14 protein-coding genes and 2 pseudogenes are annotated in these 18,221 nt (G+C 55.5%); 7 read left to right on the forward strand and 9 right to left on the reverse strand.

The annotated features are described in order from the left end of the window. Window positions 1-33: 33 nt before the first annotated feature. Entirely contained in the window at window positions 34-1,959 is a 1,926-nt protein-coding gene (locus tag QB905_RS15160; protein WP_282976091.1) for a TonB-dependent receptor, read from the reverse strand. A 111-nt stretch (window positions 1,960-2,070) separates the two neighbouring features. Between QB905_RS15160 and QB905_RS15165 the strand changes: the two genes are divergently transcribed. After that, window positions 2,071-3,417 (forward strand): IS1380 family transposase, encoded by a 1,347-nt coding sequence (locus tag QB905_RS15165; RefSeq protein ID WP_282972822.1) that lies wholly within the window; start codon window positions 2,071-2,073, stop codon window positions 3,415-3,417. 134 nt (window positions 3,418-3,551) lie between these two features. Here the strand turns inward: QB905_RS15165 and QB905_RS15170 are convergent, their stop codons facing one another. The 3 genes from QB905_RS15170 to manD form a co-directional block, all read right to left on the reverse strand. Then, complete coding sequence (locus QB905_RS15170) at window positions 3,552-4,625, reverse strand: TonB-dependent receptor plug domain-containing protein (RefSeq protein WP_282976070.1); 1,074 nt, start codon at window positions 4,623-4,625, stop codon at window positions 3,552-3,554. A 651-nt stretch (window positions 4,626-5,276) separates the two neighbouring features. Then, entirely contained in the window at window positions 5,277-6,050 is a 774-nt protein-coding gene (locus QB905_RS15175) for a FadR/GntR family transcriptional regulator (protein WP_282976072.1), read from the reverse strand. 104 nt (window positions 6,051-6,154) lie between these two features. Continuing rightward, window positions 6,155-7,363: a D-mannonate dehydratase ManD gene (gene manD / locus QB905_RS15180; protein ID WP_282976073.1), complete on the reverse strand. Its 1,209-nt coding sequence runs from the start codon at window positions 7,361-7,363 to the stop codon at window positions 6,155-6,157. A gap of 408 nt (window positions 7,364-7,771) precedes the next feature. On the opposite strand from manD, the gene QB905_RS15185 reads away from it, so the two are divergent. Together QB905_RS15185 and QB905_RS15190 are read left to right on the forward strand one after the other, a co-directional pair. Next, a complete protein-coding gene (locus tag QB905_RS15185) occupies window positions 7,772-10,753 on the forward strand; it encodes a glycosyl hydrolase 115 family protein (RefSeq protein ID WP_282976074.1) in 2,982 nt (993 codons plus the stop codon). A gap of 7 nt (window positions 10,754-10,760) precedes the next feature. Continuing rightward, window positions 10,761-10,925, forward strand: a complete 165-nt coding sequence (locus QB905_RS15190) for a hypothetical protein (RefSeq protein WP_282976076.1) — start codon at window positions 10,761-10,763, stop codon at window positions 10,923-10,925. Window positions 10,926-11,247: 322 nt separating this feature from the next. On the opposite strand, the pseudogene QB905_RS15195 reads toward QB905_RS15190, so the two are convergent. Beyond that, a pseudogene (locus QB905_RS15195) lies at window positions 11,248-11,418 on the reverse strand (Tn3 family transposase); the annotation flags it as partial. Between the two features lie 89 nt (window positions 11,419-11,507). On the opposite strand from QB905_RS15195, the gene tnpA reads away from it, so the two are divergent. The 3 genes and pseudogenes from tnpA to QB905_RS15205 form a co-directional block, all read left to right on the forward strand. Continuing rightward, entirely contained in the window at window positions 11,508-11,900 is a 393-nt protein-coding gene (gene tnpA / locus QB905_RS15365; protein ID WP_461781760.1) for an IS66-like element accessory protein TnpA, read from the forward strand. Further along, a complete protein-coding gene (gene tnpB, locus QB905_RS15200; RefSeq protein WP_282976077.1) occupies window positions 11,897-12,133 on the forward strand; it encodes an IS66 family insertion sequence element accessory protein TnpB in 237 nt (78 codons plus the stop codon). The genes tnpA and tnpB overlap by 4 nt, the downstream gene beginning before the upstream one ends. A gap of 11 nt (window positions 12,134-12,144) precedes the next feature. Next, a pseudogene (locus QB905_RS15205) lies at window positions 12,145-12,288 on the forward strand (transposase); the annotation flags it as partial. A gap of 53 nt (window positions 12,289-12,341) precedes the next feature. On the opposite strand, the gene QB905_RS15210 reads toward QB905_RS15205, so the two are convergent. After that, entirely contained in the window at window positions 12,342-13,058 is a 717-nt protein-coding gene (locus QB905_RS15210; RefSeq protein ID WP_282976079.1) for an IS6 family transposase, read from the reverse strand. 204 nt (window positions 13,059-13,262) lie between these two features. On the opposite strand from QB905_RS15210, the gene QB905_RS15215 reads away from it, so the two are divergent. Continuing rightward, the gene (locus QB905_RS15215) at window positions 13,263-14,510 is read left to right on the forward strand and encodes an ATP-binding protein (protein WP_282976081.1); all 1,248 of its coding nucleotides are present in this window, start codon (window positions 13,263-13,265) and stop codon (window positions 14,508-14,510) included. Window positions 14,511-14,752: 242 nt separating this feature from the next. Here the strand turns inward: QB905_RS15215 and QB905_RS15220 are convergent, their stop codons facing one another. The 3 genes from QB905_RS15220 to QB905_RS15230 all read right to left on the reverse strand — a co-directional run bounded on the left by QB905_RS15220 (window position 14,753) and on the right by QB905_RS15230 (window position 18,145). Beyond that, window positions 14,753-16,045: an NAD(P)/FAD-dependent oxidoreductase gene (locus tag QB905_RS15220; RefSeq protein WP_282976083.1), complete on the reverse strand. Its 1,293-nt coding sequence runs from the start codon at window positions 16,043-16,045 to the stop codon at window positions 14,753-14,755. Between the two features lie 70 nt (window positions 16,046-16,115). Beyond that, window positions 16,116-16,502, reverse strand: coding sequence for a DsrE family protein (locus QB905_RS15225; RefSeq protein ID WP_282976085.1), 387 nt, complete (start codon window positions 16,500-16,502; stop codon window positions 16,116-16,118). Between the two features lie 257 nt (window positions 16,503-16,759). Then, window positions 16,760-18,145, reverse strand: a complete 1,386-nt coding sequence (locus tag QB905_RS15230) for a protein-disulfide reductase DsbD domain-containing protein (protein WP_282976088.1) — start codon at window positions 18,143-18,145, stop codon at window positions 16,760-16,762. Between the last annotated feature and the right edge of the window lie 76 nt (window positions 18,146-18,221).

Consider the following 18,221-nt stretch of genomic DNA (forward strand, 5'->3'; position numbering starts at 1 on the left):
TCAGACATGTGCCGCAAGATGCTTACCGGAGTATCAGTACTGGGCGCGCCATCCGAGAATGATGGTCTGGCCAGGGCTTTGGAAGCCAGTTGTCATGTTGGTATAGGTATCATAGCTCTTGAAGCCCTGATCATCCAGATTTGTCGCGTCAAGCGTGATGCTCTGGTCAAGACCATAGGCCTTGAACTTGTATGATGCCGACAGGTCGATCTGGTGACGAGCGGCATTGATGGCGTTTAGGATAATATTGTTGGCCTGCAAGGGTACGCCTGTCACAACCTGGCTGACCTTGACGTAGCTCAGGTGGGCAGAGAAGCCGCCGTGCTCGTAATAGGCCGTGACATTATAGGTATAGTCAGGAATACCAATCGCATACTGCGCCGGAGTAGCACTGAAATGGGTGTAGTTTGTCGTAAAGCCGAGACCCGAAAGTAGATTATCGAGAGGCTGCACCCACATGAATTCCTCACCCGTCAGTTTCATCAACTGGGTCAGGTTGGTCGGCTGCGTCAGATTGATATTCGCATTGGCCACCAGCGATGGATTGGCGAGGGCCGCCGCCCAGGTTGTGCCGGCATTGAGCGCCAGACCCTGTTGCTGGTTTTCGGTGAGGGTTGAATAATCTACGCCCAATGATGAGAAGGGCACCGAATTGATCTTGTTATAGGTGAAGTTCTTGATGTCCTTCTTGAAGATGGTCAGACCGACATAACCCGCCTTACCGGTATAGTATTCACCGCCAATATCGAAATTGTTCGAATAGAAGGGCTTCAGGTTCGGATTACCCGTATTGCCGGACGAACCCGATGTATCCAGGCCGAGCGATGAGGTCAGCAAGGCCGGATTGGCGCGGGTCATGGTCTTTGACAAGGCAAAGCGCAGATTCATATGCTCCGTGACGTTGGCGACGAAGTTAAACGAGGGCAGGACGTCTTTATAACTGGCCTTGGTTGTCAGATACACAATATTGCCGCCAATAACGGACGGCGCCGTGACAGACTGATCCGTCGAGACGAAGCGGGCCCCGAAATTGGATTTGACCGGCACGCTGAACAAGTCGCCCTTATAGGCGGCCATGACATAGGTGCCGTTAACCTTTTCATCGATCGTCGCTGCCCCGGCACCATTATAGGAGCCACCCGTCGAGGTTGTGCCCGGCCCTTTCAGCAGGGCGTCATAGTTGACGGCTTTTGATATTTTGTTGAAATCCGGAATGACCCATTTGTTAAACCCACCCCCGCTGACACCGTTCGAATAGATAGAGCGCGTCATGGGTGTGAGATATTGCGAAACGTCGGATTCCGGGATGGCGGCGGCGTAAGCGTCTTTGAGCGCCTGCGTCAGATCGATCACGTTGATATTGCGATGGTAGCCATCATAAGCGTAACCGGTTTTTAATGTCCAGTCGCCCAATTCCTTACTCAGATCGAGATGCAGGCCCTTGGTGTCGGCATTGCGCTTGTCCCGCTGCATCGTCGTCTGGCCGGTAAAAGTCTGCCAACCGATATTGGGGTCGTTCAGGTTGACATTGGTCGTGATGGTGGGGACGTCGTTTCCATCAACATTTTCATAGGTCGCTGTGACATCGCTTTGGAACGGCGTGCGATATTTGAGGAAGGTGACATCGCGTTCGTAGGTCGAGCGCATGAAGGCCAGTTCACCGTTCAGCTTCCAGCTATCGGCAAAATCCCATTCGAAGCTGCCGTTGACACTCAGATAGGCGTTCCTGTCCCGATAATAATCGGATTCCAGGAACATATTGGCATTGGCAAAGGTGGCCGAGGTAACGACATCATTCGAATCCACCTTCATGTTCAGGGGAATCATGCCGCCATTATAATCATCGCCTGGGCCTGTGCTGCGGAAGGTCAGCATCATATTGGTGCGTTCGGCAACCCGGTCACCGCCGCCGCCCAGAATATCGAGATTGAATCTGAGGGTTTCACTAGCCGCTCTTATTCATGGTAGCGGCAAAATGATGCAGCGGGTGTAGCGTAAGGCTTTGTTTTGGCATAGATTATGGGTGTCGAATCCTAAATCATTTCCAACACCGCCGGTGCCACACCCGCCATGGACCAGATTACCGATCTTCCGTTCGATTTGCCAAGCGTTTCGCGCAAGAAAGTCACGGCTGCTTTCGATGGCGGTCGTATCAGTTCCGACGGCGGCGTCATGCTTTTGTCTGCCGCGGAACGCCAGATCGGGATCATCGACCGGCTTTGGCGGCTCATTCCAGACCGTCGCAATCCGTTGCTGGTGACACACTCGGTGGCGTCAATCTTGAAGGCTCGGATCTTCGCCATCGCCTGCGGGTATGAAGATGGCAATGACCTGGGCTCTCTGCGCACCGACCCTGCGTTCAAGCTCGCCTGCGGCCGTCTTCCCGAGGAAGGCAAGGATCTGTGCTCGCAACCCACGCTGTCGCGTTGGGAGAATGCCCCAGATCTTCGTAGCCTGATCCGGCTGACCTACGCCCTGGTCGATCAGTATTGCCATAGCTTTGGCTCGGCCATCCCGGCTGAGATCACGCTCGATATCGACGACACGGTCGACGTCGTCCATGGCCGCCAGCAGTTGTCGTTCTTCAACGCCCATGAAGGCGAGTATTGCTTCAAGCCTATCCACGTCTACGACGTGGCCACGGGTCGGCCGGTCGTGGTCATTCTGCGGCCAGGTAAAACACCTTCCGGCAAAGAGGTGCGTAGCTGGGTCCGCAAGATCGTGCGCCGGATCCGCAAACACTGGCCCAAAACTCACATTACCCTGCGCGGCGACGGGCATTACGCCAGACCCGAGGTCATGGCCTGGGCCGAGCGCAAGGGCGTCGACTATATCTTCGGACTGCCCGGCTCCAAGCCCTTGCATGCCAAGGTCGAAGCCTTTGCCGATCATATCCGTGTCGTTCGCGCCGAACAGCAAGCCGCCGCCGTTCGCGGCTACACCGAAGTCCGCCATGGCGCCCAATCCTGGGGGCGCGAGCGCCGCGTCATTGCTCGTATCGAAGCCACGCCGCTTGGTCTCGACAACCGTTTCGTCGTGACGTCCCTGGGCGATCCCGATCCTGAGACCCTATACGCCAAGCTCTATTGCGCCCGGGGCAATGCGGAGAACTTGATCAAGCTGCACAAGACCCAGCTTAAAAGCGACCGCACCTCCTGCCGTTGCCCCCTGGCCAACCAGATGCGTCTGATCCTCCACACCGCCGCCTATTGGCTCATGCTCACCGTCAGGGATCAAATCCCAAAGGCCCACAAGCTGGCGACCGCAGAGTTCAATACCATCCGGTTGCGCTTACTGAAGATCGGCGCCCGGATCACCGAGACGTCTCATCGCATCAGGATCGCCTTCGCCGCCGCTTGCCCAGAGGCCAGTCTCTTCCGTCACATCATGGCCGCGCTCAAGCCCGCACCTGCATGAAAAATGGGGCTATGCCCCAAAAGCCGCCGCCATCACCATCAACCCCATCGGAGAAAAATCTGGTCCAGCGCGTGGCGAAAAACACGAAGCGGAAAAACGCGTCTCGGCATAGGCCAACCTAAACGGCAACCCGGTCACAGGAACCATGAATGGATCGGGCTAGGGCGATATTGCAGGGCGATCAGCCCGACCTTAGTTCTTGACGTTCCGTCAAGAAGGGCGGCGCGACCGAGGCGCGGCATTTTGGCGCCCTTCATCGTGTCTTCGGTCATGCCGGGATTCAAAGCAAGCAGCTGGGCTTCGCTCAGAGTTCCTGGTGTCAGTCCATTACCAGTGTATGAATACACCGTCGGGCTCCAGGCCCATTGGTTCGACCCCTCGGGATTAATAAAGTTACCTGACGAATCCTTGGTGACCGCTGGATCGCAAGATCCACAGAAATTATTGAAGTTGGGATCGCCGTAGCCGAGGGTTTCATAGCCGGCAGTATAAAGTTTGCGCTCAGTGCTGGAAAAGCCAACCAGAGCACCGAACTTATCCCACGTTTTGGACCACACGCCCGTAATACGCGGAGAAAATTTCTTGGCATTGACGCCATAGGTATCCTGAACGGCGAGGACAGCGTGATCGCCCTTGTGATCGAAGGGGCGCACGTTTTGCAGATTCACCGTACCCGCCACGCCGCCTTCCAACTCATCTGCGCTCGGCGTCTTAGAAACGTCGATGCGATTGAAAAGGCCGGTGGGGAAAGAATCGAGATCGACCTGGCGGTCGGTCGAGCTTGATCCGGAAATGCCGTTGTCCGTCGCCATGGCGATCCGGTTGCCATTCATCGTGACTTGGGTGAAGTTTGACGGCAGGGCCCGCACGACGATCTGCGTGCCCTCGCCGGTAAAGGCGTCGCGCGTAACAATCATGCCGGGAACGCGTTGCAGGGCTTCGGCCATGTTCAGGTCGGGAAACTTGCCAATATCTTCTGAAAAGACGGTTTCCGTGAAATTGGTGGAATCCTTTTTGGCGCGCGTGGCATTTTGCAATGAAGCGCGGTAACCTGTAACCACAACGACTGTGGAATCGTCGCTGGCGGGCTTGGCCTTGCTCTTCTGGGCATCCTGAGCAAAGGCTGAGGCACCGCCAAGCCCGCTCAGCACTGTGGCGCAGAGGAGCGTTGACCTGATGGCGCAATAAGTCTGGTGTTTCGGTTGCATTTTTCTTGTCCCTGTTCTGCCATGGCATAGCTGGCTGTTTTTTGGGCAGCGCCGGGTTCTGTAACCCTGTTACCGCTCACTTTTTGTATTAATCTGACAATATGGGGCGCGTCAATGTGGTAAGTCCAATCTTTGCCATCACTGTGGCAAAACGCCCACAGTTTCGCAACATTAGAAATTGGTTAAATTCTTACATTCTGTTTTCATAATTATTTATAATAACAATTTAAAAAATTACGAAAAAATATTTTTATATTTAATACATTGCTTTTTTAATAACCGTAATAAATGATCTATAACATAAATGTTCAATTATATAGTGAAGCTATGTTATGGTTTATAGTAATTTAATTATATTAAACTAAAATTATTCGCCAATTAACGAGATTTATATTTAAGTTTTATTTTAAAATGGTCTTTTGCTGAATTTTTTTTGGTCAAGCCAAATATGTTTCGACTCGCATATCTCTCAGGCGGATAGGATTTGCGGGCGTGTCAATTTCGCTAATCACATGATGATTTTCTAATGAAAATTAATATTATAGCGCGCATGACGCTTGAGACCACTCAGGCGGTGCCTGCCAGCCTGTGTCGGCAAGATCATCATTTAATTTCAGTCGGGCAGGGAAAACTAAAATTTTGCCATTTGTATCAGTCCTTTAATCTTTTTGTGCGATTAATTACGGCTTGGCGTTTTAGCTTTAGTCGCGTTCGAAGCTGGTCTATTTCCACAGCTTCCGTGGCATCCAGCAAATATTCTCGAACCTGTTCCAGATGCTGTTGCATGGCCTTGCGTGCGGCTACCGTATCTTTGGCTTCAATGGCTTTCATGATGGCCGCATGCTCGGAAAGGCGCGCTTCCAGGCCGCCACCTTGGGCGCGACTCATAATTTGTGAGGCGAGGGGAGATTTTTTGCGTAAATCCCAAAGCAATTCGACCATGGCGATAAGAGCGCCATTGTGGGTCATTGAGGCGATATGGACGTGGAAATCACGATCCGCCTGCTCACAAATTTCCACATCGTCTGAGTCCATACTCTTTATGTATGTCCTCAGTATATCCAGATCACTCGCCGTAGCACCCTCGGCCGCGATACCGGCCGCATCGCTTTCAATGAGGATCCGGGCTTCGATGAGTTCAAATGCGCCCACATTCAAATCGGGTGGGTTCGACAGGCTTTCCGCCGGCAGGTTTTTTGTCTGGGTTATATAAATGCCAGACCGGTCTCGAATCTCTATGATTCCCTGCAATTCGAGGGCAATCATGGCCTCTCTGACGGTTGGTCGACTGACACCAAAGGCTTCGGCCAGTTCGCGCTCTGCTGGCAATTTTTCACCCAGCCCATAGGTACCTTGCGCGATGGCAATAATGATTTGATCAGCGACGCGTCGATAGAGTCTGTCTGGTTGCTGGGAGGTACTCAATTAACACGTTCCCTGAAAAATATCGGCCTGACCATGTAAGGCGATTTTAAACAAGAATGGTGTCTAGTCCAATGTAAAACGTGTTTTTCCGATTTTCGGTTTACTTACCAGTTCCACATGCTGCCATCTTCGAGGCGGGCAATCGGCAGTTGCTTGGGCGCATATGGGTATTTGGCCGCCAGCTTTTCATCGATGTCAACGCCGTGACCGGGGGCCTCACCGGCATAGAGATAGCCGTCGGCGAAGCGGTAATCGTGCGGGAAGACCGCGTCGGTTTCGGGCGAATGGCGCATATATTCCTGAATGCCGAAATTGGGCACCCAGGTATCGAAATGGACGGCGGTGCCGAGCGTCACCGGCGACAGATCGGTAGCGCCGTGGCTGCCGGTGCGCACCTGATAGACGGCGGCGAAATCGGCCACGCGGCGCAGGTGCGTCACCCCGCCCGATCCGACAATCGTCATGCGCAGATAGTCGATCAGTTGTTCGCTGATCAAATCCTTGGCGTCCCACAGCGTATTGAAGATTTCCCCGACGGCCAGAGGGGTGGTGGTATGTTGACGGATCAGGCGGAAGGCCTCCTGATTTTCGGCGGGCGTGGCGTCTTCCATCCAGAACAGGCGGTAGGGCTCCAGATCCTTGCCCAGCCTGCCCGCCTCGATCGGGGTCAGGCGATGGTGGACATCATGCAGCAGGTGGATGTCGTCGCCATGATCGGCACGCAATTGTTCAAACAGTTTGGGCGCGAATCGCAGGTAAGACGCCGTATTCCACAGGGTTTCGGTGGGCAGGGCCGCATCGGCGGGCTCGTAATACATATCGCCGCGCCCAACGCCATAAGCGCCCTTGACGCCCGGTATGCCCGACTGGGCGCGGATCGCCTTATAGCCGAGGTCGCGGTAATGGCCGACCTGTTCGGAAGTGTGGGCGATGTCCGTGCCGTTGGCGTGGCCATAGACCAGCACGCCATCGCGCGAACGCCCGCCCAGCAGATCATAGAGCGGCATACCCGCCATCTTGGCCTTGATGTCCCACAAAGCCACATCGACGGCGGCTATGGCGCGCATGGTGACCGGCCCCCGGCGCCAATAGGCACCGCGATAGAGATATTGCCAGATGTCTTCGATGCGGCGCGGATCGCGACCGATCAGGGTGGGGATGACGTGGTCTTCGAGATAGGCCACAACCGACTTTTCGCGGCCATTCAGCGTGGCGTCGCCGATGCCATAGACGCCCTGATCGGTTTCGATCTTCAGCGTGACAAAATTGCGTCCGGGCGAGCAGACAATGACGCGGGTGGCGGTAATTTTCATGAGAGTCTTCTTCAGATAGGAGGCGGTGGACGCCGTCTGATCTTGGTATGGCCAGATTCAAAACCTTGGCAGTTTGCCATCTGGTGAACCAACGTACAGCGCCGGTTAAATGTTGATTTTTATAGAAATTTACGGCGCACTAAACATCGTCATACCTGCACCCATCGCAAGCCGTCAATATTTTGGCCTGACCTATTTGCAGAATTTTGACCCTTGCGCAATCAAAATTCAGAGTTTGTAAGAATCGCGCTGCGCTGTTCCGGTACTGAGATCGTTTCACAAGCTCCGTGCAGGCATTTTCTTAAAATTTGGCCTTACCATCAGTTGCGGCTCGTTTTTATTAGCAGTACAAGATTTAAAACGAGACGTCCGCCCAATGTCAGGCTGACGACCATACGGGTGAGAAATATGGACAGATCGCGCAGAGGATTTTTACAGACATCAGCGGCCATAGCGGCTTTGGCGCAACTGCCGGTCACGGCCCTGGCTGCAGCAAAACCGGTTTTCACTGAAGCCAAAGTTACGGGGCTGATAGGCCGCAAACTGATCGAAGAGGCGCCGTCACGCGATGCTTTTCCTCTGGTTTCTGGCGGACGGGCAGCGCCGGTCTGGCAGGATGATCATGACTATAAAGGTGTCTTGCGGGCGATTACCGACCTCGCAGTCGATATCGAGAAGGTTACGGGCAGCCGACCCGGCGTGACCTTAACCCCGGTAAATTCAGGTCATGTCGTGATTGTCGGCACGCTTGGCAAACATGCAGCGATTGACCGGCTTGCGGCGGAGGGCAAACTTGACGTGTCCGACCTGAAGGGCAGGTGGGAAAGCTTCGTTATCACCACCATAACCAATCCGTTCCCCGACATCAGCAAGGCCCTCATCATTGCAGGCAGCGACAAGAGGGGCACGATCTTCGGCATATACGAATTATCTGAGCAGATGGGCGTCTCACCCTGGTACTGGTGGGCGGATGTGCCGCCGCGCAAGCGCAGCCAGGCTTTCGTCATTGCGGGCCGTTTCGCTTCCGGTGAGCCCGTCGTGCGCTACCGCGGCATTTTCATCAATGATGAAGCGCCGTGCATGACCAGATGGACGAATGAAAAGTACGGCGGCTTCAACAGCCAGATGTACACGCACATGTTCGAGCTTATTCTGCGTTTGCGCGGCAATTATCTGTGGCCTGCCATGTGGGATTCGGCTTTCAACGAGGATGATCCGGAAAATCCGAGGCTGGCCGATGAATACGGCATCGTTATGGGCACATCGCACCATGAACCCATGATGCGTGCGCAGAAGGAATGGACGAAGGCACACGAACAGTTTGGTAATGGCGAATGGAATTACCGCACCAATGCCGAGGGCCTGAGGGACTTCTGGCGGCAGGGCATCCGCCGTAACAAAAACTACGACAACCTGGTCACCATCGGGATGCGCGGCGATGGCGACGTGGCCATGCCGTCTGCGGGTGGACTACAGGCGGATATTCGACTGCTCGAAACCATCATGTCCGACCAGAGACAGATACTCAGTCAGGAAATCAATCCGGACGTGACCCAGGTTCCGCAGCTCTGGGCGCTGTTTACCGAGGTTCAGAAATATTACGATAACGGCATGAAGGTGCCGGATGATGTCACCTTGCTGTTCACCGACGATAATGTCGGCAATCTGCGCCGCCTGCCGGATGAGGGGGAGAGGGGCCGCCCCGGAGGGGCAGGTATATATTATCATTTCGATATGCATGGCGGGCCCTATGCCTATCAATGGATCAACACCAATCCGTTTCCGAAAATCTGGGAACAGATGACCCTGGCCAACGAATATGGCGCTAACCGGATATGGATCGTCAATGTCGGCGATCTCAAGCCGCTGGAATTGCCGATCGAGTTTTTCATCCGGCTGGGCTGGAACCCGAAAGCCATCGGCAGGGAGCAGATTGCCGACTATACAAGGCGCTGGGCCGAGCGCGATTTTGGCGAAGCCTATGCTGCGGAAACGGCGGATATTGTTTCGCGCTACACAAAATATAATGGATGGCGCAAGCCTGAAATGGTGACGCCGGACACCTATAGCCTCATCAATTACCGAGAAGCCGAACAGATGGAGGCGGCATGGACAGAGGTGGTCCAGCGCGCCGAAAAGCTTTATGCCGACCTGCCGCAAGCCTGGCATGACGCCTTCTATCAGCTTGTGCTGCATCCTGCCAAAGCCTCTGCCGGGGTGACGCTGATGAATATTTCAGCCGGGCGCAATCAGCTCTATGCGCGTCAGGGCCGGGCCAGCACCAATGCCGAGGCGGCGCGGACAAGGCTTCTGTTCCAGCAGGATCAGGCTATGAGCGACTATTACAATCATCAGCTTGTGCAAGGCAAATGGAACCACATGATGGATCAGACTCATCTGGGTGAGTTCACCTGGCAGCCGCCGCGGGTGAATATGATGCCTTTGGTTTCAGAAGTGCTGATCACCGATACGGATGCTTTTGGCGTTGCTATTGAAGGCGATCAGAGCGCCTGGCCCGATCACTATGGAGACGCGGTTCTGCCGTCCTTCGATTCGCTCAACCCCGGACGATCCTATTTTGAGGTATTTGCGCAAGGCAGCGGAAAGCCTGACTACCAGATCAGCACCTCAGCGCCGTGGATTTTGGTAAAGAAGGATGAAAAGGCCGGACCCGATACGCGCTACTGGGTGGGTATAGACTGGCAACAGGTGCCTGTCGGGACTCTGGCGGGCACCATTACTGTAAAAGGTTGGAATGTTGATGACAATAAGGTCTGGCCCAAGCCGCTCGTCACTATCCATGTGACTGGTGTCAAGGCTTCAGCCGCCATCGCCGCCCTGGCAGGTGGCCACTTCGCCAGTTTAACAGGCCCGATAGCTATAGCGGCGGCGCAAGGGGAGGTCGTGCCGACCAAGAGCGTGAACTGGGTGCCGATTCCGGACTATGGCCGCGAAGCATCAGCCATGACCATTGTTCCGGTCACGGCGCCGAGCCTTTTGCCGCCCATGCCTGAGCCGCAGATGCGCTATCCCGTTTATCTGCCTGAATCCGGCAATTATGACGTCAAGCTTGTTATGGGCCCCGTGATGGATTTCGCCAAGAATCGCGGGGTTCGCATAGCGGTAGCGTTCGATGATGAAGCTCCGCAGATTATAGATCTTTTTGCTGACCGTCCCGCTCAGACATTTCTGGGGCCAGGATGGCTGGCTGCAGCAAAGGACAATGTCCGATTTGCCACCTCTACCCACATGATCAAGGCGGCGGGGCCCCATAATCTGAAAGTCCTGATGGTGGATCCGGGAGTCGTGCTGGAGAAGATCATCATCAGCGGTCGCTCTCTGCCGGAAAGCTATTTTGGACCGACCTGCAAACCTAAATACGCCACATGATACAGCGATGGCCGCCGGTGTATCCGGGGGACAGACCGCCTTCACCGCCGATCCGGTGCCTTTAGTATATAACAGCATTGTTTATCCCTACACCAGCCATGATCAGGACGAGGCCGATGGCTTCAAGATGGTGGACTGGCGGCTCTACACCTCGACCGATATGGTCAATTGAACCGACAAAGGCGCCGTGGCATCGCTGAAGACCTTCCCCTGGGCTGTGCAGGACAATGATGAGGTTTTGGCATAACATATTGATTTAAAATAGATTATATATCGTCACTTCTGGCTCGGAAATTACGGCAAGCCGAAATCGCCGTCCGCATCATCGCCGACCCGTGTGCGCTCGGCCACGCCTATGTCGATCACGGCATGGCCCCCCGCGCGACCCAAACACTCCGCCGTGGCATAGGCATGCGCTTTACGGCGCCACGCCGTAACCGGGGGCCAAAAACCTCGCTAAGGGGACATAACGAGAACTTTTCCTGTTTTGCGGTTCACGCCGCGGCGAGAAGATCGATTTTCTGGCGCAGCGGCTTCCAATTCTGAGGATCGTTGCGGATGTCGCCCCATAAATAGTCACCAGTCAGGTTGATATGTTGCCAGCCCAATGGAGAAATATGAGCGAGGAGGTCCTTGTCGATGTGCTCGCCGCCTGCGCGCAGGGCTTCCGTAAGCGGTGTTCTGCCCCCACGTTCCCTTTTCGGCATTGATCTGCGCATGGCTTGTTCAGAGTTGAACGAGAGGGACTTTCTCCATGGAGACTACACCGGAGATTCTCACTGGAAGGGCGGTCCGCAGTGGGACCCGGCGTTCGCGCCGATGGCCGGATGAGGTCAAGGCGCGGCTTGTTGCAGAGACCTTGCGGCCTGGGGTAAGCGTCAATGAAGTGGCGCGCCGTGCCGGGGTAAAGGCGAACCACCTGTCTTCATGGCGCACCTTGGCGCGGAGGGGCAAGTTGATCTTGCCGGCGCCTGAGGACGACGTTGAATTTAGCGCTCTGGTGGTCAGCGAACCGGCCCCGGTCGCGGCTACGCATCCGGCTATCAGGCCTGAGATCGTGGTCGGGAATGTGACGATCCGTCTTGAAGACGACGCTTCAGCAGATCGTATTGCGGCAGTTGCGTGTGCCATGATGGCGTCGGTATGATCTTCCCGTCAAACCGGGTACGGATCATGGTGGCGACCAAGCCAATCGACTTCCGTAAAGGGCATGATGGTCTTGCCGCACTGGTGAAGAACCAATTGCACAAAGACCCCTTCACCGGCACGGTCTTCGTCTTCCGGTCGCGCAAGGCGGACCGCCTGAAGTTGCTCTATTGGGACGGCACCGGACTGGACTTGCCCGGAAAAAGTGGAGAGCGAACTTCTAAAATTTGCTAGGAGTTTGATCCATGAAGGACGAGAAGAAAACATTAGGCGGGCGTGGTCGCCATGCTGGTGTGACGCCGGAGTTCCGTGCTGAGGCTGTGCGTCTTGTTGAGACGAGTGGCCGATCTGTTGCCGCAATTGCAGAAGATCTGGGTATTGGAAAATCGGGCGCTGTTGCAAACTTTTGTTTTGGTTGTAAAAAGGTCAGGCTCTCCGGTCTTCAGACATTGTAAATCCCGAAATTGCGCTCGACCAGACGCACTTCGCCTATGATGCCGTCCTGATACTGCCAGATCTGCGCCTGGCCCTTTTTCAGCGCGTGCATCACCTCAAAGCCTTTGAGTGTGGCGTAAGCTGTCTTCATGGATTTGAACCCCAGCGTTGGCTTGATCAGGCGTTTGAGCTTGCCGTGGTCGGCCTCAACAACATTGTTCAGATATTTGACCTGTCGGTGTTCCATATCCTCAAGACATTTTCCTTCCTTTTTAAGCTCAGATATCGCAACGCCGTAGGCTGCCGCTTTGTCGGTGTTGATCTTCAAGGGCTTTTCCCAATCTTTCAGACCGTGTAAAGCCTTGCCGAGAAAGCGTTTGGCGGCTTTCGCGTTACGCGTCGAGGACAGGTAAAAGTTGATGGTTCGACCACTCTTGTCGACGGCCCGATACAAATAGACCCACTTGCCACTGACCTTCACATAGGTCTCGTCGACCCGCCACGAACGCCCAATTGAAGGCGCCCTCCAGTACCAACGCAGTCGCTTTTCGATCTCTGGCGCATACTTCTGTACCCAGCGGAAAATCGTCGAGTGATCAACATCTACGCCACGCTCGGCCAGCATGGTTTCAAGGTCGCGGTAGCTGATGCCGTATTTGCAATACCAGCGGACCGCCCAAAGAATGATCTCGCCCTTATGGTGGCGCCCCTTGAAGTCATTCATCCGCTCAACCCGCTGTCAAAATCTCGAACTTGGGTGTCCAGACGAAAATTTGCAACAGCGCCCTCGCGCGTCAATCATGCGAGTTTGAGTGCCTATTATTGAAAACTGCGATAATAATATTTTAATTTCGCGGATATAATAATTGAACTTTGCGGACACATATTCTATAAAAACGCGCGACCTGTAAGAGAAGGCTGACGCATCTTGAACCTGACTTATCCCCGTTGGCAGACTACGGCCATACGACATGCCTTAGGGTCGCGGCGCGTCATTTTGCTTGAGGGCCCCCGGCAATGTGGCAAGACGACACTGGCAAGACACATAGCCGCTGAAGGCAGCGACGCTATATACCGAACTCTTGATGATCAGACCCTGCTGAATGCGGCGCTTGACGATCCGCATGGGTTCGTGGCCCACGGTGATAATCTAATGATTATCGATGAGGTTCAGCGCGCGCCGGTTTTGCTGCCTGCGGTTAAAAAGGATGTCGATGAAAATCAAACGGCCGGACGGTTCATCCTGACGGGTTCGGCCAATATCCAGACCTTGCCGAAGGTGACGGAATCGCTGGCGGGGAGAGTGCGTAAAATCCGCCTCCGGCCTTTAAGCCAAGGGGAGATCGAGCAAACAAGACCGCGCTTTCTGGAGATCGCCTTCGGGGGCAATTTGGCCGCTTTACCTGCCTCAAACTTGACCAAAGACGATTATCTGCAACTCGCCTTGAAGGGCGGTTTCCCCGAAGCCCTGAGACAGACCGAGGATCACGGACGCCAAATCTGGCACCGCGATTATCTGGAAGCCTTGATTGAGCGCGACCTCAAGGACATAGCCAATATCCGCCGTAAGGACAGCCTCTTAAAGCTGATCGAAGCCTTAGCGGCATGGTCCTCAAAATTCATGGACATTTCGGCTATTGGCGCCTCATTGTCACTCACGCACGGCACATTGGAATCCTATATCAACGCCATTGAAACCCTGTATCTGGTTGATCGCGTGCGGGCTTGGTCAAAGACGGATTATGCGCGGGTCGGTAAGAAAGACAAATTGTTCATGGCCGATACCGGCCTTATGGCGTCATGCCTGAATTGGTCGCTGGAGAAAATCCGCCTGAACGGAGAGTTGAATGGCAAACTCATCGAAACCTTCGCCTATACCCAGCTCGCAGCGCTATTAGACGTGCAGACGCAAAATTACAGCCTCAGTCACTACCGCGACCGTGAACAACGCGAAGTCGATTTTATTGTCGAAAATCCTGACGGCATGATTTTAGGCATCGAGGTGAAAGCGGGCACCAATATCGATAGCGACAGCTTTAAGCACTTGAAGTGGTTCCGGGACAAAATGGCCAAGGAACAAGCCTTCAAAGGCCTCGTATTGTACGCTGGCGAACATACCATTTCTTTTGGCGAAGATCTGTGGGCCGTTCCCTTAAGCGCACTCTGGCGCGCCTAATAAATATTATGAGAAATATGCTATCTTATTGTTATTGAATAATGCATTCAGGCCTTGCGGCACTCATTGGAGCGCTTCCCCAAAAAGTGGATCCACTTTTTGGATAAGGAAGAGTGATAAAACAAAAACTTAGAGCGCTTGTCTTCGCAAAGCCGGGCCGGATCGACCTTGCGTCTTTAAGGCTGAAAAAGAACCCCCTCCGGCGCGGCGGACGGAGGGGGTTCTGAATGCCGAACCGTTCGCTACAGCCCTTCGGCGATGAGGGCGGCGGCGTCCAGGCCCCAGGCAGGCACCTTTCCCTCGGCAGCGAAAAACAGATCACGATAGCGCATCTTGAGAAAATATGGCGCCCGGCCGAGTTTGAGCAGTTGCTTGTCGCCGCCAAACCAACTGTTTGAATGTATCCAGAACGCCTTGCCGTCGCCCATGTCCCCGATACAGAGCACTTCGGGCTTCAGGGGCTGGTCGGCCTTTTCCGGCGTCACCGTTCCGAACACCTGCCCCAATTGCAGGCCGATAATATCCGACTGCTGATGGCCGATGGCGCCGAGTTTCGGCACCGTCACCGCCGCGCAGTCGCCGCAGGCAAAGACTTCGGGATAGTCGGGATTTCTCATCAAAAGATCGGTTTTGATAAACCCTTCGGAATCGCTGATCGGCAGGCCCTTCAGGAAAGGCAGAGCCACCCAGTCGGGGAAAATGATTTTCAATTCTGCCGGCAGGATGCGGCCATCGGCAAATTCAATCGTATCCTTCGTCAGGCGTTTGATGTCCTGCGTATTATTCCAGTAATTGAAGCCCATCTTCGTCGCCAGAGCGAGGAGTTGCTTCACCACATCAACGCCCGCATCTTCGGCGATCATCTCAGCGGGCGTGAACACCGTGATCTTATCGGGGCCGCCCTTGTCGTTATTTTTCAGCCAGGTCGCCATCGACATCATCACTTCGACCGGCGGGCCTTCGCAGGCTGCCATGGCACGCGGGATCGAGCCGCCGGGATAGGGCACCAGACCGTCTGCGCCGTCGCCCTGATGGAAGCGCGCGGAGCCAACGGCAATGGGGCCGCCCGCATATTGCGTCTTGAGATATTCCCGCAGCTTGTTGCCGTGATACAGATCGCTGACCGTGTGGCCATAGTCTGCGAAACCCTCGATCTGGTCGAAGGCAAGCTTGGCGCCGAGCGCCACGACCAGATAGTCATAGACGATCTCATGGGTTTCGGCACCGGCGCGTTCGTTCGGCGCGAAGGTCACTGTGCGCGCATCGACATCGACCGCCGTCACATCGCCGTGGATAAAGTCGATCTTGTCCTTGGCGAGGACAGGCACAATGTCCATGCGTTCGCGCAAGGACGGATCATGATCTTCGAACACATCGCCGGGGATATTCGGCACGAATAGCAGATAGCTTTTACGATCGATGACGGTAATATCGGCCTTGTCGCCGACATAGTGACGGATTTTCTGGGCACAGGCCAGACCGGCGAAGTTGCCGCCGAGGATGAGTATGTGCGGACGCGGTTCGGATGCGGACATTCTAAATCTCCTTATTTTTGTGACACAGGTCGGTAACGACAGTCTTCGCGTGCGCCGTCTCTTTCAAAGATCAGCGGCTGAGGTATGACCAGCCGTCCTGCTGGCGGCGGACAACCTCGGCGACGCCGGAATCGACCGGCTTGGCGAAGGGCACCAGATCCTTAGGCTCGACATTCATGCCGCGCATGGTGTTCTGGCAGGCCGCGAAGACGACGCCCCCCTTGGAAAGCGCCTCCATCCGCGCTTCGGGTCGATCGGCAGAGGAGAGCAGCAGCATCTTGAGCCCGTCACCATGCGCCACGATCTCGACCTGAATATCCGGCCCCAGGGCCTTGATGAGATTCTCGACATTATTCATCAGCTTTACCCATGCCTTGGGGTCTGAAGAGGTCAGTTCAAAAACGACATTATGCGCCTTCCTGGCGATGGTTGGCGAAAGTTCGGCTGCATTGGCCATCAGAGCAATTCCTGCAAATGGAAGGGTAAGGGCGGCGAGAAAGAGCGAGCGTCGGTTTGAGGTCATGGTTGCAACTCCGTGGCACGCGGGACGCGCAGACATCCTATCATGTGCCGATTGTCTGGTGCGCCCGGCCGGGCGGCTTGTGCCTGAAAAAGCAGACTGAAGAAATCCATCGCCTATCCATCCTTATAACTCTGAATTTGCAGCAGTTATTATCAATAAGCGATGCGGAATCGCATACGGTTCCCGGTATTTCAGGGCGTGGTGACAGCCCCTGTTTTTTGTTTCGCTTTCGCCAGGCCGCTGTCGAAATCACCTTGCGTCAGTTCGCCCATGTGCAGATCCGCCAGATGGCCATCGGGCGTCAGGAACAGGGTCACCGGTATGCCCGCCGTCGCATAGTAGCGGGGTATTGCCGCGTCACGGTCGAGCAGAACTCTGGATAATTTCAGGTTTTGACCGGCCAGAAAGGCCCTTACGGTTTCCGCCGACTCGCCCTGATTGACAAAGGTGAAGGTGACATCCGGGCGGTCGTGCGACAGCTTCGCCAGCAGCGGCATTTCGCGTCGGCAGGGCGGACACCAGCTTGCCCAGAGATTGACCACTTCCAGCTTGCCGCCCGTATCGCCTAGGCGCTGCTGCGCGCCATCGAGTTGCGCCAGCACCACGCCGGGGGCTGGCTGGCCATAGTCGGAGCGGGTCAGCTCGTGCCCGCCTACCCAGACCGCCAGACTGAGCGCGACAATGCCCGCCGCCAGCAGGCCCATGCGCAGCGAGCGCACGAAAAACAGGCTGGCGACAATCAGGCCCAGACCCGCCCCCGGCACCCAGAAGCCACCGCGCCAGAAGGTGAGAAGACGCACAGGCTGTTCGGCAAAGGCCTGCCAGTTCACGATCACATTGCCGAGAAAGCCACCTGCCACAGCCGCCAGCACGGCCCACTCACCCCACCTTGCCAGACGCGGCTCATAGCGCCGGGCCAGCAGGAAGGTGGCCAGAATGAAGATGATACCGGCAGCCAGCAGCGGCAGGCGCTCAGTCGGGAGGGCGAAAGGCCCGATATTCAGGCTGGAAGGTGGCGATGGCGCAAGGGTTTGCTGTGCCGCCGGGGGCAGATTGCTGATGGCTGGCGGTGGCACCTCGGCAAAAGCGCTGGCGAGCGGGTGATCGCCTTCTGCCGGGCCTGACAAGGCCCCGGTGGCCAGATTCAGCTCTTTGGTGACCGGCGGATAACAGATGCCGTTTTCCTGACAGCCCTGATAGGTAATGGCAAGCGTACCAGCCCCTGCCCCAACCCCTGACCCTGATCCCGTGCGTATCCGGGCCCTCGCCTGACCCTCATAGACCTCGACAACGCCGAAGGACGCATCGCTCTTGCTGATCTTATTGCCGTCGATCCTGACCGGCAGGGTTTTAGCGCCGTCCCTGACGGAGAAACGGTTCGCATAAAGGTAATAGCCGTCGGCGATTGTCCAGTTGAGATTGATCGCGCCATCCGCCGCGCGCTCCGTCGTCAGGGCGAAGGCCTGATTGTCCGGCAAGGCCGGACGGACGGGCGCCGCATAGGCGGCCACGGCGACACTGGCCCACAGAAGTCCCAGCAGGACGGGCCATACTAATCGCAACCGACGCATCATCATCTCACAAATCCCCGGACTGTTACTATGCGCATGTGGCGAGCCAAACTTAAGGCAGGCTTAAACGCCACAGGTTTTT

Origin of the sequence: Asticcacaulis sp. EMRT-3 (genome assembly GCF_030027245.1) — a bacterium.
In the GTDB taxonomy this organism is placed as follows: domain Bacteria; phylum Pseudomonadota; class Alphaproteobacteria; order Caulobacterales; family Caulobacteraceae; genus Asticcacaulis.

Excerpts from the sequence above, each read along its gene's own strand:
- manD (WP_282976073.1), bottom strand. The coding sequence starts at position 7,363 with ATGAAAATTACCGCCACCCGCGTCATTGTCTGCTCGCCCGGACGCAAT.
- tnpA (WP_461781760.1), top strand. The coding sequence starts at position 11,508 with ATGGAGACTACACCGGAGATTCTCACTGGAAGGGCGGTCCGCAGTGGG.
- QB905_RS15190 (WP_282976076.1), top strand. The coding sequence starts at position 10,761 with ATGGCCGCCGGTGTATCCGGGGGACAGACCGCCTTCACCGCCGATCCG.
- QB905_RS15185 (WP_282976074.1), top strand. The coding sequence starts at position 7,772 with ATGGACAGATCGCGCAGAGGATTTTTACAGACATCAGCGGCCATAGCG.
- QB905_RS15170 (WP_282976070.1), bottom strand. The coding sequence starts at position 4,625 with ATGCAACCGAAACACCAGACTTATTGCGCCATCAGGTCAACGCTCCTC.
- QB905_RS15220 (WP_282976083.1), bottom strand. The coding sequence starts at position 16,045 with ATGTCCGCATCCGAACCGCGTCCGCACATACTCATCCTCGGCGGCAAC.
- QB905_RS15165 (WP_282972822.1), top strand. The coding sequence starts at position 2,071 with ATGGACCAGATTACCGATCTTCCGTTCGATTTGCCAAGCGTTTCGCGC.
- tnpB (WP_282976077.1), top strand. The coding sequence starts at position 11,897 with ATGATCTTCCCGTCAAACCGGGTACGGATCATGGTGGCGACCAAGCCA.
- QB905_RS15230 (WP_282976088.1), bottom strand. The coding sequence starts at position 18,145 with ATGATGATGCGTCGGTTGCGATTAGTATGGCCCGTCCTGCTGGGACTT.
- QB905_RS15225 (WP_282976085.1), bottom strand. The coding sequence starts at position 16,502 with ATGGCCAATGCAGCCGAACTTTCGCCAACCATCGCCAGGAAGGCGCAT.
- QB905_RS15210 (WP_282976079.1), bottom strand. The coding sequence starts at position 13,058 with ATGAATGACTTCAAGGGGCGCCACCATAAGGGCGAGATCATTCTTTGG.